Annotated in this window: 14 protein-coding genes; 4 read left to right on the top strand and 10 right to left on the bottom strand. The window is 72.0% G+C overall.

Annotated features, from left to right (window positions below):
- Window positions 1-58: 58 nt before the first annotated feature.
- The 3 genes from AB0G20_RS11700 to AB0G20_RS11690 form a co-directional block, all read right to left on the bottom strand.
- Window positions 59-640 carry a sugar kinase gene (locus AB0G20_RS11700; protein WP_361299585.1) on the bottom strand — a complete coding sequence of 194 codons (582 nt, stop codon included), beginning with the start codon at window positions 638-640 and terminating at the stop codon, window positions 59-61.
- Entirely contained in the window at window positions 637-1,785 is a 1,149-nt protein-coding gene (locus tag AB0G20_RS11695; protein WP_361299582.1) for an ROK family glucokinase, read from the bottom strand. Before AB0G20_RS11695 ends, AB0G20_RS11700 begins: the two co-directional genes overlap by 4 nt.
- A 108-nt stretch (window positions 1,786-1,893) precedes the next feature.
- Window positions 1,894-2,631, bottom strand: coding sequence for a GntR family transcriptional regulator (locus tag AB0G20_RS11690; RefSeq protein ID WP_361300887.1), 738 nt, complete (start codon window positions 2,629-2,631; stop codon window positions 1,894-1,896).
- 128 nt (window positions 2,632-2,759) lie between these two features.
- Between AB0G20_RS11690 and AB0G20_RS11685 the strand changes: the two genes are divergently transcribed.
- Window positions 2,760-3,782: a Gfo/Idh/MocA family oxidoreductase gene (locus AB0G20_RS11685; RefSeq protein WP_361299579.1), complete on the top strand. Its 1,023-nt coding sequence runs from the start codon at window positions 2,760-2,762 to the stop codon at window positions 3,780-3,782.
- Window positions 3,783-3,798: 16 nt separating this feature from the next.
- Here AB0G20_RS11685 and AB0G20_RS11680 read toward each other — a convergent pair whose 3' ends face one another.
- Window positions 3,799-4,476 (bottom strand): response regulator transcription factor, encoded by a 678-nt coding sequence (locus AB0G20_RS11680; RefSeq protein ID WP_361299576.1) that lies wholly within the window; start codon window positions 4,474-4,476, stop codon window positions 3,799-3,801.
- 105 nt (window positions 4,477-4,581) lie between these two features.
- The gene (locus AB0G20_RS11675) at window positions 4,582-5,799 is read right to left on the bottom strand and encodes a histidine kinase (RefSeq protein ID WP_361300884.1); all 1,218 of its coding nucleotides are present in this window, start codon (window positions 5,797-5,799) and stop codon (window positions 4,582-4,584) included.
- Window positions 5,800-6,034: 235 nt separating this feature from the next.
- On the opposite strand from AB0G20_RS11675, the gene AB0G20_RS11670 reads away from it, so the two are divergent.
- Window positions 6,035-6,235: a hypothetical protein gene (locus AB0G20_RS11670; RefSeq protein WP_361299573.1), complete on the top strand. Its 201-nt coding sequence runs from the start codon at window positions 6,035-6,037 to the stop codon at window positions 6,233-6,235.
- A gap of 36 nt (window positions 6,236-6,271) precedes the next feature.
- Here the strand turns inward: AB0G20_RS11670 and AB0G20_RS11665 are convergent, their stop codons facing one another.
- From AB0G20_RS11665 to AB0G20_RS11655, 3 genes are all read right to left on the bottom strand, one after another.
- Window positions 6,272-6,667, bottom strand: coding sequence for a ribonuclease (locus AB0G20_RS11665; RefSeq protein ID WP_361299570.1), 396 nt, complete (start codon window positions 6,665-6,667; stop codon window positions 6,272-6,274).
- A 106-nt stretch (window positions 6,668-6,773) separates the two neighbouring features.
- Window positions 6,774-7,400 carry a dihydrofolate reductase family protein gene (locus tag AB0G20_RS11660; protein ID WP_361299567.1) on the bottom strand — a complete coding sequence of 209 codons (627 nt, stop codon included), beginning with the start codon at window positions 7,398-7,400 and terminating at the stop codon, window positions 6,774-6,776.
- Window positions 7,401-7,489: 89 nt separating this feature from the next.
- Window positions 7,490-8,308, bottom strand: a complete 819-nt coding sequence (locus AB0G20_RS11655; protein WP_361299564.1) for an AIM24 family protein — start codon at window positions 8,306-8,308, stop codon at window positions 7,490-7,492.
- A 150-nt stretch (window positions 8,309-8,458) separates the two neighbouring features.
- Here AB0G20_RS11655 and AB0G20_RS11650 point away from each other — a divergent pair, with 150 nt between their 5' ends.
- Window positions 8,459-9,202, top strand: coding sequence for an SDR family oxidoreductase (locus AB0G20_RS11650; protein ID WP_361299561.1), 744 nt, complete (start codon window positions 8,459-8,461; stop codon window positions 9,200-9,202).
- Window positions 9,203-9,259: 57 nt separating this feature from the next.
- On the opposite strand, the gene alc is transcribed toward AB0G20_RS11650, so the two are convergent.
- Window positions 9,260-10,375 (bottom strand): allantoicase, encoded by a 1,116-nt coding sequence (alc, locus tag AB0G20_RS11645; RefSeq protein ID WP_361299558.1) that lies wholly within the window; start codon window positions 10,373-10,375, stop codon window positions 9,260-9,262.
- Window positions 10,376-10,412: 37 nt separating this feature from the next.
- Window positions 10,413-11,753 carry an allantoinase AllB gene (gene allB, locus AB0G20_RS11640; RefSeq protein WP_361299555.1) on the bottom strand — a complete coding sequence of 447 codons (1,341 nt, stop codon included), beginning with the start codon at window positions 11,751-11,753 and terminating at the stop codon, window positions 10,413-10,415.
- 238 nt (window positions 11,754-11,991) lie between these two features.
- Between allB and AB0G20_RS11635 the strand changes: the two genes are divergently transcribed.
- Window positions 11,992-12,789: an IclR family transcriptional regulator gene (locus AB0G20_RS11635; protein WP_361299552.1), complete on the top strand. Its 798-nt coding sequence runs from the start codon at window positions 11,992-11,994 to the stop codon at window positions 12,787-12,789.
- Window positions 12,790-12,871: the final 82 nt, after the last annotated feature.

Here is a 12,871-nt window from a genome sequence, read left to right as displayed (position 1 = left end):
TCGGATCAGTTGTCTCCGACTCTACGGGCGGGGTCTGACAATCGGCTCCGGCGGCGGCTCAGGGCACGGTCCGGGACACGACGTACACCCAGGGGTACGCCGGGTTGGACAGGTCCACGACCACGTCGTGGGTGGGGGCCGGGTTCTTCTGCCGGTGGACGAAGCCGTACCAGGAGTCGGTCGTGGCGAACTTCCAGCCGGTGACCTTCCGGTCGCGGGCGCCGATGGTGATGTGGCCCTTCTCCAAGTCCTTGCGGGTCACGCCCAGGCCGGTCAGGTAGGCGTCCAGGCCGGCCGCGTTGGTCTCGAACTGCGTGTAGAGACGGCTGGTCTTCCAGTTGTTCGTCTCGTAGTACGCCACGTGCCAGGCCGGGTGCGGGACGGGCACCTGGTAGATCCTGCGCTGGAGCTTGGAGGGCCAGCCCGCGGTCAGGCCGGTCGCCGAGTACTTCGCCTCTTTGTCCTTGCCGCTGTCGCGGCTCTGGTTCGCGGAGATGACGAGGTAGCCGGCCGGGATGCCGATGAGCAGCACGATGATCAGCAGGGTGAGCGCCCTGCGGCGGATCATGTGGCGGCGGTCCTCGACCGGGCGGTCCGGCTCGTCGGGCCAGGGTCCCTGGTGGGGCAGGGATGCGGTCACAGCGTCTCCTGGGTGCTGCGGAGCGACTGCGTGTACCGCTCGTAGCGCTCGTAGCGCTCCACGCGGCGGCGCTTGGCGCGGCGGAAGCGGCGGGCGACCAGCCGGGCGAGGTCGGCGGCTCCGACCATGCCGGCCTCGGGGCCGAGCTGGGCACGGACGATGCGGGCCTCGGGACGGTAGCCGCGGCCGGTGAGGTGCCGCTTGAAGGCGTCCCGGGCCGGGCCGATCAGCAGGTCGTCGGCGGCCGAGACACCGCCGCCGATCACGAAGCAGGAGGGGTCGAGCGCGGCGGCGAGGTTGGCGATGCCGACGCCGAGCCACTGGCCGATGTCCTGGAGCAGCTCGATGCACATGGCGTCGCCGTCGCGGGCCAGCTCGGTGATCATCGGGCCGGTGATGTCGCCGATGTTGCCCTTGACGTGCTCGATGATCCCGTACGCGACGGGCGAGTCGGCGGCGGCCAGCTCGCGGGCCTCGCGGACCAGGGCGTTCCCGGAGCTGTACTGCTCCCAGCAGCCGCGGTTGCCGCACGGGCAGCGGTGGCCGCCGGGCACGACCTGCATATGGCCGAACTCACCGGCTACGCCGTACTTGCCGCGCTTGACCTGGCCGTCCTCCAGGATCGCGCCGCCGATGCCGGTGCCGAGGGTGATCATGACGAGGTGGTCCTCGCCGCGGCCGGCGCCGAAGCGCCACTCGGCCCAGGCGGCGGTGTTGGCGTCGTTGTCCACGAGGACGGGGACGGAGAGCCGGCCCGAGAGGCGGTCGCGGAGCGGTTCGTTGCGCCAGGACAGGTGGGGGGCGAACAGCACGCGGTTGCGGTCGGCGTCCACCCAGCCGGCCGCACCGATGCCGACGGCGTGCACGTCGTGCCGGTCGGAGAGATCGAGGACCAGCTCGGCGATGGTGTCCTCGACGACCTTCGGGCTCTTGGACTTGTCCGGGGTCTCCGTGCGGAGCATCTCCAGGATGTTGCCGTCGGCGTCGACGACACCCGCCATCACCTTCGTACCGCCGATGTCGATGCCGACCGTGGGCACGCGGGGGGCCGTCAGGTGCGAGCGGCGCTCCCGGGTGCCGACGGTGCGGAGCACGGTGGCACGGCGGGAGCCGATGGGGGCGGTGAAGTCGCGGTAGGTGCTCATCGCCGCCGATTCTGCCTCACCGGGAGGCGGGGTGCGGAGCAGCGGGGTGGTGCGGATCATCGTCGAGTGCGGGCCGGTGGGGGCTGATCGCGCAGTTCCCCGCGCCCCTCAAGAACGCACCAGCAACTGGAATTCGAAGCTGTAGCGCGTCGGGCGGTACGTGTGTGTGCCGTATTCCACCGCTCGGCCCGTGTCGTCGAACGTGACGCGTTGCATCGTCAGCAGCGGCGCGCCCGTCTCCTCCGTCAGGCGGTCCGCCTCCTCCGTCGTGGCGGCTCGGGCACCGATCGACTGGCGGGCGCTGTGCAAGGTGATGCCGGCCGCCCGCATCAGGCGGTAGAGGCCGGTCGTCTCCAGCTGGTCCGTGTCGAGGTCGATGAGGCCGGGGGGCAGGAAGTTGCAGAGATAGGCCATGGGCTCGCCGTGGGCGAGGCGCAGGCGTTCGACGCGGTGGACGTCGCTGTCCTCGGCGACGCCGAGTGCGGCGGCGACCTCCGCGGAGGCGGGGACGAGCTTGTTGACGAGGACCCTGGTGGCCGGGCGCTGGCCCGCCGATTCCAGGTCGTCGTAGAGGCTGCTGAGCTCCAGCGGGCGTTTGACCTGGCTGTGTACGACCTGGGTGCCCACGCCGCGGCGGCGTACGAGGAGGCCCTTGTCGACGAGCGACTGGATCGCCTGGCGGACGGTCGGCCGGGACAGGCCGAGCCGGGCGGCGAGCTCGATCTCGTTGCCCAGCAGGCTGCCGGGGGTCAGCGTGCCGTGCTCGATGGCGGCCTCCAGCTGCTGGGACAACTGGAAGTACAACGGCACGGGAGAGCTGCGGTCCACACTCAGCTCGAGCTGCACGGTCGGGTCCACTTCTGGTTTCGGCACGGGCCGAGCGTAGCTCTGTGCGTTGTTGACGGGAAGTCGTGTAGTCAGATTGTCCGGACATACGAATTGACAGCGGCGGGCTGTGCACGCACTTTGTTTCCATGCGCATCGGCGTCATCGGTACGGGCCGCATCGGCACCATCCACGCGAACACGCTCAGTCGGCATCGCGACGTCGGCTCCCTGATCCTCACGGACGCGGACGCCGCCAGGGCCCAGGAACTGGCGCACCGGCTGGGTGAGACGGCTGCGCCCGGCGTCGAGGAGATCTTCCGCTGGGGCGTCGACGCCGTGGTGATCACGACGGCGACGTCGGCCCACGCCGAACTGATCGGTCGGGCAGCACGCTCGGGTCTGCCGGTGTTCTGCGAGAAGCCGATCGCGCTGGACCTGCCGGGGACCCTGAGCGCGATCGCCGAGGTCGAGACGGCCGGGACGGTTCTCCAGATGGGCTTCCAGCGTCGCTTCGACGCGGGCTACACGGGTGCACGCGAGGCGGTGCGGTCCGGCCGGCTGGGGCGGCTGCACACCGTGCGGGCCCTGACCAGCGACCAGGCGCCGCCGGACGCCGCATGGCTGCCGCTGTCCGGCGGGCTGTACCGGGACACGCTGATCCACGACTTCGACGTGCTGCGCTGGGTGACCGACCGGGAGGTGGCGGACGTCTACGCCGCCGGGTCCGACGCCGGCCCCCGGATGTTCCGCGAGGCGGGCGACGTCGACACGGCCGCCGCGCTCCTCACCCTGGACGGCGGCACGCTCGCCACCCTCACCGCGACCCGGATGAACGGGGCGGGCTACGACGTGCGCATGGAGCTCGCCGGGGAGCGCGACCAGATCGTGGTCGGCCTGGACGACCGTACGCCGATCGCGTCCACCGAGCCGACCGGGCCGCCGGCTGCGGACAAGCCCTGGACGGGCTTCCTGGAACGGTTCGGCCCCGCCTACGAGGCGGAGCTGAACGCGTTCGTCGAGGTCGTCCGGGGCGAGCGGGCGAACCCCTGTGACGGGCGTGAGGCGCTGCAGGCGCTGCGGGTCGCCGAGGCGTGCGAGCTGTCGCGTCGGGAGCGCAGGCCGGTGCACCTCGCGGAGATCGCCGGTGGTGCCTCGCACGCGCTCGCGTGACGGCGAGCCCCGGCGGTCAGTGCTCTTCCTGTTCCTCCTCCAGGAACCCCGCGTCGTAGGCGAGCAGCGCGATCTGCACCCGGTTGTTGAGGTCGAGTTTGGCCAGGATGCGCGAGACGTGCGTCTTCACGGTGGCGACGCTCATGAAGAGGCCGGTGGCGATCTCGGCGTTGGCCAGGCCCCGGCCGACCGCGACGGCGACCTCGCGTTCGCGGTCGTTGAGGACGGCCATGCGTTCCCGCGCGCGGGTGCGGCGCGTGTCGGCGGGGGTGCCGACGGCGTGCCGCATGAGCTGGCGGGTGACCGCGGGAGACAGGACCGGGTCGCCGGCCGCGACCCGGCGCACCGCCGCGAGGATCTCGGCGGGCGGGGTGTCCTTGAGGACGAACCCGGCGGCGCCCACGCGCAGCGCGCGCAGCACCTGCTCGTCGGCGTGGAAGGTGGTGAGCACCACCACCTGCGGGGCGTCCTTGCGGGCGCGCAGCCGCTCCGTGGCCGTGAGGCCGTCCACCGTCGGCATCCGGATGTCCATGAGCACGACGTCCGGGCGGGTGCGGTCGACGAGGGCCTCCACCTCGGCGCCGTCGGCGGCCTCGCCGACGATCTCGATGTCGTCGGCGCCGCCCATCATGAAGGACAGCCCGGCCCGCACCAGCGGGTCGTCGTCGACGAGGAGCAGTCTGATCGCAGTCATGGGCCTTACGTAATCACGGCCGGGCCGGGCGGCGGGCCCGGACGGGCGATGCTCCGGGCCAACGCCCGTCCCGGAGCCCGAGGTTGACGGCCGGGCGGCGGGTGCTCACCCCCACGGCAGCCACGCCCGCACCTCGAACCCGCCCTCCGGTGTGTGCCCGTGCTCCAGCCGGCCGCCCGCGAGGGTCGCGCGCTCCGTCAGGCCGATCAGGCCCTGCCCGGAGCCGGGTACGTGCGGCACCTCGCCCTCGGGCGGCGGGTTGTGCACGCGGACGGTGAGGCCGGTGCCGGCCGCGCCGGTGACGGTCACCGTGACCTCCGCGCCGGGGGCGTGCTTGCGCGCGTTGGTCAGGCCCTCCTGGGCGATCCGGTAGGCGGTGCGTCCGACGATGGACGGCACGGCGGCGGGATCCTCGACCCGCTGGTCGAGGGAGACCTTCATGCCGGCCTCGCGGGACTCGGCGACCAGTGTGTCCAGCGCCGCGAGCGTCGGCTGCGGCCGGCCCGTGTCGTCGGGCTCGCCCGCCCGCAGCACCCCGATGATCTCCCGCAGGTCCTGGAGCGCCTCGTGCGCGCTCTCCCGGATCACGCCCGCCGCCCGCGCCGTCTGTGCCGGGGGCGCGTCGGGCCGGAACTCCAGGGCGCCCGCGTGCACGCTCAGCAGCGTCAGCCGGTGGGCGAGCACGTCGTGCATCTCCCGTGCGATGGACTCCCGGGCGAGCCGCTGCGCCTGCTCGGCCCGCAGCCGCGCCTCGGTCTCGGCGCGCCGGGCACGGTCCCTGAGGCTCACCATGAGCTGCCGCTTGGCCCGTACGAACATGCCCCAGCCGACGATCGCCACGGTGAGCACCACGACGAAGGGGACGCTCACCAGGTAGGGGATCTCCGCGTCGGGGCGCACCCAGTAGTAGAGGGGCACCAGCGCCACGTTGACGCCGCCCACCCAGGCCACGTACCGGAAGGGCCGGTGCACGGCCAGGGTGAACAGGGCGATGAGGCCCGCGCCGCCCGCGGTGTCCGAGACGAAGGTGACGGCGGTCATCGCCACGGCCAGCCCCAGCGGCCAGCGACGGCGCAGCCAGACCGCCGCGCAGGCCAGCGCGCCGGTCACCTGGTCGACGACGGCCAGTGCGTGCGGCACATGGGGGTTGTCGACGAGCGCGTCGACGGCCAGGGCGCCCACCGCCACGGCCAGCAGGAAGCAGGAGAAGTCGACGACCCAGTCGCGGGCGGTGCGCCGGGGCCGCCGCCCCGCCCGTACGGCGTCGGGGTCGAGTTCGTGCAGGAGGGCGGACGGAAAGAACCATCTGCGCCCGGTGAACAGCGCGGGTGTCTCTCCCACCGGTACCGGGAAGGCGTGCCCCACGTCGTCACCACTCACGAGCGCCAAATCTACGCAGCCGGGGCCCGTTCCACGCGCCCTCCGGCGGGATCGTCGACCAAAGTCGCCACGTCGCAGACTTTCGATGCCGCCGCGGCGCCGGAGCGGGGACTTCCGTCCCCGGGCGCCCGTCCCGCGGCCGATGTGCGTGGGGGGTCCACGGGACGAGGCTGCCGCCATGAAGCAGGTACTGGAGATTCTCGGCTTCCTCGCCCTGGTCCAGGGCGTGGCGGGCCTGGTGCACGAGTTCACCGACTGGAACTGGGGCCTGGTGCAGCGCCTGGGGTTCCTCGACGGCTACGAGATCTACGCGAGCGGCGCGCTGCTCGTGCTGGGCGTCGCCCTGTTCGCGGCGGCCGGGAGCCGGAAGTCCGTCTGAGCAGCGGACGGACTTCCGGCCCGCGGTCCCGGCAGGTCAGCAGCCGTAGTCGACCAGGTCGAACGACTCGTAGTGGTCGGCCGTGTAGTAGTCCTCCTGGTTCTGCTCACCGGTGACGATGCGCCGGGCACCGCGGGTGGAGGAGCCCGGGGTGATGACCGTGTACTCGTGGTAGTAGCCGGACGACTTGCCGGGCAGGATGCCTTCCCGGTTCTGGAAGACGGTGCCGTCCTGGTCGTACGGGTACGGGCCGCCCTGCTCGATCAGGTCGAGCGTGTCGTGGGCCTGGGACGGCAGGTCGCTGTAGCAGATGTCGCCGACGGCGGTGGGGGCCGCGTCGGCCGTGGTCGCGGAGACGGTTCCGCCGACGAGGAGGGCGGACAGAAGGGCGGCTGCTGCGCCGAGCCGCGAGGCGCGTGGGGGGAAATTCATGACGCTCATGATGACGCGCGTAGATGCTGGCATGTCAATGACAAGCTCGGAGAATTTACTGTGAAGTCCCCTGAGTTCGCGGGAAGTTAACCCGTCCTCCGGCGCCCTACGCGTCCTCGGGCAGTCCGAACTCGCCGTACTCCGGGCGGCCCTTCAGGTCGTACGTCTGGATCGAGACGCCCGCCCCGGTGACGCTCCCGCCGGCGTGCTCGAACGCGGTCGGTACGGCGCCCTCCCGGAACAGCCGGAACCCTGAGCCGAGTACGACCGGGAAGGTCAGCAGGTGCAGGGTGTCGACGAGGTCCAGCGCCAGCAGGGACCCCACGAGGGCGCCGCTGCCGTGCACCTGGACCTCGCCCTCGGTGCGCTCCTTGACGGCGGTGACCTCCTCGGCGAGGTCGCCGGAGAGCACCGTGGTGCCCGCCCAGCCCGGATCCGTCAGGGTCGAGGAAGGCACGTACTTCGGCAGGGAGTTGAGCCTGGAGGCGACCGGGTCGCCGGGGTCGGTCACCTTGGGCCAGTAGGTGGCGAAGATGTCGTACGTACGGCGGCCGAGCAGGAAGGCGCCCGGGCGGGTGAAGACCTCGCCCATGAACCGGCCGAAGTCCTCGTCGGCGTACGGGAAGCTCCAGCCGCCGTGGGTGAAGTCCCCGCGGGTGTCCTCCTGCGGCCCGCCGGGGGCCTGGTAGACGCCGTCGAGGGTGACGAAGAGGGTGGAGACGAGCTTGCCCATGGCGGGTGCCTGCTTCCTGGTGTGGGGTCTGATGCCATCACTTCAGACCCCGTCGGCACCCGCAACTCATCGCTGGGACGTACGCCCGCTCACTGGGCGTTCGTGGAGAACAGCCCTCCCGTCGGGCCCTGCTTGTCGCCGCCCTGGGCCTTCTTCAGGGCGTTCGCGAGGCTCTCGATCGTGAGCGACTGCAGGATGACGCGGCCGTTGCCCTCCAGGGTGGCCAGGGACAGGCCCTCGCCGCCGAAGACGGCGTTCATCACGCCCTGGCGGTTGAGGCCGCCGACACGCTGGATGCCGTACTGGATGCCCTCCTCGAAGGCGACGACACAGCCGGTGTCGACCTCGACACGGCCGCCGAAGTCGGCCGGGTTGAGGTCGATGAAGTTCCCGGCGCCGGCGATGATCACGGTGCCGTGCCCGGTGAACTTCTCCAGCACGAAGCCCTCGCCTCCGCTCCTGCCGGTACGGCCGCCCTGGAAGGCGATGCCGAAGTCGACGGTGGACTCGGCGGCCACGAAGGCGTCCTTCTCCGCGAACCACGCGCGCGTGCCGTCCAGCTCCAGCGCGCGCATCTCCCCCGGCAGCACGCCCGCGAAGCCGACGGTGCCCTCGCCGCCCTGAGGGGTGAAGTACTGGAAGGCCAGCGACTCGCCCGCGAGGGCCCGCTGGCCGGCCTGCATGGCCGTGCCCATGGCCTGGCGCAGCAGCCCGCCCATGCCGCCGGTGTCGCCCGGGTTCTGCGGTTGCCGACCGCCGCCGGACGGACCGCCCATGCGGGTCTCCATGGTCACGTTCGTGGTCTTGAACAGGAACTTTCCGGCCTCGCAGTACACCGTCTGACCGGGCTGCAGGCTGACGACCGCCATCTGCATGGCGTTGCCGACGATCTCTTGCTGAAGTGTCACGACGGGAGAACGGAAGAGGCGGAGGGAAAGGTTCCGGATGTACTCCGGGCCGAACACCGCTCCGGGCCCGGGAACACCGCTCCGGGCCGGGGACACCTCGACGTCCGTTCACCGCCAGCACCGGCGTCGCCCGGCCGCTGGGATGGACCCATGACTTCTCAAGGAACTCTGGACGGCAAGGTGGCTCTCGTGACCGGCGGGAGCCGTGGCATCGGCGCGGCGACGGCTGTGCGGCTGGCCCGGGAGGGCGCGGACGTGGCCGTCGGCTATGTGAACGGCAAGGAGGCGGCCGAGGACGTCGTGCGGGCCGTGGAGGCGCTGGGGCGCCGGGCGGTGGCGCTGCGCGCGGACGCGGCGGAGGCCGCGGAGGCGGGCGGGGTGGTGGACGCGGCGGCCGAGGCGCTGGGCGGGCTCGACATCCTGGTCAACAACGCCGGCGTGGGGGTGCTCGGGCCGCTGGACACCCTGTCGCCCGCGGACGTGGACCGGGTGCTCGACGTCAACGTACGGGGCGTCTTCCTGGCCTCTCAGGCGGCCGCCGCGCGGATGCCCGAGGGCGGGCGGATCATCACGATCGGCAGTTGCATGGCCCAGCGGGTGCCGGGACCCGGCGGGACGCTCTACGCGACGAGCAAGGCGGCCCTGGCCGGTCTGACGAAGGCGCTGGCCAGGGAGCTGGGCGGGCGCGGGATCACTGCGAACCTGGTGCTTCCCGGCCCGATCGACACCGACATGAACCCGGCGGACGGGCCGTACGCGGCCGGCCAGGCGGCGATGACGGCGCTGGGACGCTTCGGGACGGCCGACGAGGTGGCGTCGATGGTCGCCTACCTGGCGGGGGCGACGTATGTGACCGGGGCGGAGTTCTCGGTGGACGGCGGCCACGCGGCGTGAGACACGTGGGGCGCACCGGTGCTGTCCGGCCGGTGCGCCCCACGGTCACGGGGTGGTTCAGCCACCCAGCTCCTGGTGGCGTGCCGCCAGCCGGCTCGTGCCCTCCGGGGTCAGCGAGCCGAACAGGCGGAGCCGGGAGATGCCGCCGTCCGGGAAGATGTCCACGCGCGCGTGCGTGCCGACGGCCGGGGCCGGGAGGACGAAGCGGTGGTTGGTGTCGGGCTGGAGGCGGGTGCGCGGCAGGATCTCCTGCCAGTCGCCGTCCTCGCCGTCCCTGACCGAGACCGACGCCCAGCCGGCGCTGTTGCCCTTGAGGTAGGCGGTGTCGATCTCCAGGGCGCGGATCCTGGCCTGGGCGGCCAGCCGGTAGCGGATCCAGTCGTGGCCCTGGTCGCGGCGGCGGCGGGTCTCCCAGCCGTCGTCCATCTTGCGGGAGCGGCCCGGCTGGATGGTGTTGGAGGCGGGCGAGTAGAAGAGGTTGGAGGCGTCCTCGGCCCGGCCGCCGTTCTCCAGGGCGACGACGTCGAAGGTGCCCAGCGCCTCCAGCCACGCGGGGTCGGGGACGACCTCGCCGTGGACGCGCAGGCGGGCGATGCCGCCGTCGGGGTGCTGGTTGACCCGCAGGTGGGTGAAGCACTGCTCGACGTCGACGGCGAAACCGTTCGCCGCGTGGCCGCCGACCGCGGTGCGCGGCACGAGGGTCGTCCACTTCACGTCGTCCCCGAGGAGCTCCTCCGGTGACGGGGAGCCCGGTACGCGGGTGCCCTCGACGGAGACGGCCTGCGGGTAGTTGCCGCGGAAGTGGGCGGTGTCGACGACGATCCCGCGGATCACGCCCGGGGCGCCGAGGCGGACCAGCGCCCAGTCGTGGTCCTCGGCGGTCGGCCAGGGGTGGTCGGCGGAGGCGCCCCGGCGGCGGCGCGTCTCCCAGCCGTCCATGATCTTGCCCTTGTGGCCGAAGTGCTCGGGGTCGAACTCGGCGGGCTCGGGCACCAGCAGGTTCTCGCGCTGGGCGAAGAACTCGTCGTTGGCGGCGATGACACCGGCCCCCAGACGCCGGTCGGCGAGGTCGGCGTACTGGGTGAAGGGGAAGTCGGCGGTGCGGTAGTCCGCGTACGGGTCACCGCCTCCGTAGGGGTTCGCGTCGCCGGTGAAACTGGGAATCGCCGTCACGGTGATCAGGTCTGCCTTTCGAGGTCCGGGATGGTTTTCAGTGGGTGCGGGTGAGGAGCTGCCCCTTCGGTTCGGTGAACTCGCCGTCCGCGACGATGCGCTGCCCGCGCAGCCAGGTGGACTTCACGACACCGTGCAGGGTCTTGCCCGCGTACGCCGTGACGCGGTTGCGGTGCTGGAGGGCCACCGGGTCGACGGTGAAGGTCTCGTCGGGTGCGAGGACGGCGAAGTCGGCGTCGCGGCCCACCGCGATGGCGCCCTTGCGGTCGTCGAGCCCGACCAGTTCGGAGGTGCGCGCGGACATCCAGCGGACCACGTCCTCCAGGCCGTGTCCGCGCTTGCGGGCCTCGGTCCACACCGCGGCCAGGCTGAGCTGGAGTCCGGAGATGCCGCCCCAGGCGGTGGCGAAGTCGTCGGTCTTCAGGTCGGCCGTGGACGGGGAGTGGTCGGTGACGATGCAGTCGATGGTGCTGTCGGCGAGCGCCTGCCAGAGGAGGTCCTGGTTGGCGGCCTCGCGGATGGGCGGGCAGCACTTGAACTCGCTGGCGCCGTCGGGGACTTCCTCGGCGGTGAGGGTCAGGTAGTGGGGGCAGGTCTCCACGGTGATGCGGACACCCTCCGCCCGCGCCTCGGCGATCATCGGCAGGGCGTCGCTGGAGGAGAGGTGCAGGACGTGCACGCGCGCGTGGAGGGCCTTCGCCTCGCGGATGAGCTGGGCGATGGCGGTGTCCTCGGCGTCCCGGGGGCGGGAGGCGAGGAAGTCGGCGTACCGGGGGCCCGCCTGCTGCGGGGCGGAGGCGAGGAGGTGGGGGTCCTCGGCGTGCACGATGAGCAGTCCGTCGAAGGCGGCGATCTCGGCCATGGTGCGGGAGAGGGAGTCCCGCTCCAGGTGCGGGAACTCGTCGACGCCGGACGGCGACAGGAACGCCTTGAAGCCGAACACGCCGGCCTCGTGCAGCGGGCGGAGCTCCTTGGTGTTGTCGGGCAGGGCGCCGCCCCAGAAGCCGACGTCGATGTGCGCCTTGTCGGCGGCGACGTGCTGCTTGGTGCGCAGGTGCGGGACGGTCGTGGTCGGTGGGAGGGAGTTGAGGGGCATGTCGACGAGGGTCGTGATGCCACCGGCCGCCGCGGCGCGGGTGGCGGTCCAGAAGCCCTCCCACTCGGTGCGGCCGGGGTCGTTGACGTGCACGTGCGTGTCGACCAGGCCGGGCAGCAGGACGTGGTCGCCCAGGTCCTCAAGTCGGGCGCTCTCCGGTACGGGCGCGTCGTGCGGGAGGACGGCCGTGATCGTGCCGTCGGTCACCGCGACGGATGCGGCACGCGTTCCCTCGGGAGTGATGACGCGCGTCGAGCGCAGCACCAGTTCAGCGTCGGACACCCGAACCCCTTACTTCCGCTTAACGGAATTCAACTTTCTGTTGAAGGAGTCTTCACCCCCTCTTCCGCGCCGTCAAGGGCACACTTGGCTGCGGCGCCCTTCAGGCGGACACCCCTGGACGTTTCCACAAAGCGGAATTAAACTTCCAGCAAGCAGAACGTAGCTACGTACAAGCGGGGAGTCAACCGACTGCCGGGTAGGCTTCTGCCCTTCCCGCCCGCCCCGAAAGGAACGCGCCGTGCCGACGTCCAGCGCCAGCACCACCGACTCCGCCCGGTCCTCCGCCAACGGCGGCGTCCAGTCCCTGGAGCGCGCCTTCGACCTGCTCGAACGGATGGCGGACGCGGGCGGCGAGGTCGGCCTGAGCGAGCTGTCCGCGAGCAGCGGCCTGCCCCTGCCGACCATCCACCGCCTGATGCGCACGCTGGTGGCCTGCGGGTACGTACGTCAGCAGCCCAACCGGCGGTACGCACTCGGCCCGCGCCTGATCCGCCTCGGCGAGTCGGCCTCCCGGCTGCTGGGCACCTGGGCGCGGCCGTACCTGGCGCGACTGGTCGAGGAGACCGGCGAGACGGCGAACATGGCACTGCTGGACGGGGACGAGATCGTCTACGTGGCGCAGGTGCCCTCGAAGCACTCGATGCGCATGTTCACGGAGGTCGGCCGGCGGGTGCTGCCGCACTCCACGGGCGTGGGCAAGGCCCTGCTCGCCGGTTTCCCGCCGGAGGAGGTGCGGGCGCTGCTCGCCCGGACGGGCATGCCCGCCGCGACGGAGAAGACGATCACGACGGCCGACGGGTTCCTCGCGGCCCTGGAGGACGTACGCCGGCAGGGCTACGCCATCGACGACAACGAGCAGGAGATCGGGGTCCGTTGCCTCGCGGTTCCGGTGCCCGACTCCCCCACCGCCGCGGCCATCTCCATCTCCGGTCCGGCCGGCCGGGTCACGGAGGCGTTGACGGAGAAGATCGTGCCGGTGCTCCAGCAGGTCGCCGGGGAGCTGTCCGAGGCGCTCGCCAGCCAGAGCCCGGCATGACGGACACAGGACGGCGTCGGGCAGGCAACCCCTGCCCGACGTACGGTCCCTGACGAACCCTCACCGTGCCGGACCGGGGCCT

The organism is Streptomyces sp. NPDC024017 (assembly GCF_040638895.1).
Taxonomy (GTDB): domain Bacteria; phylum Actinomycetota; class Actinomycetes; order Streptomycetales; family Streptomycetaceae; genus Streptomyces.
The sequence above is the reverse complement of the archived record's forward strand: the minus strand, read 5'-3'. Positions and strand labels throughout refer to the sequence as shown.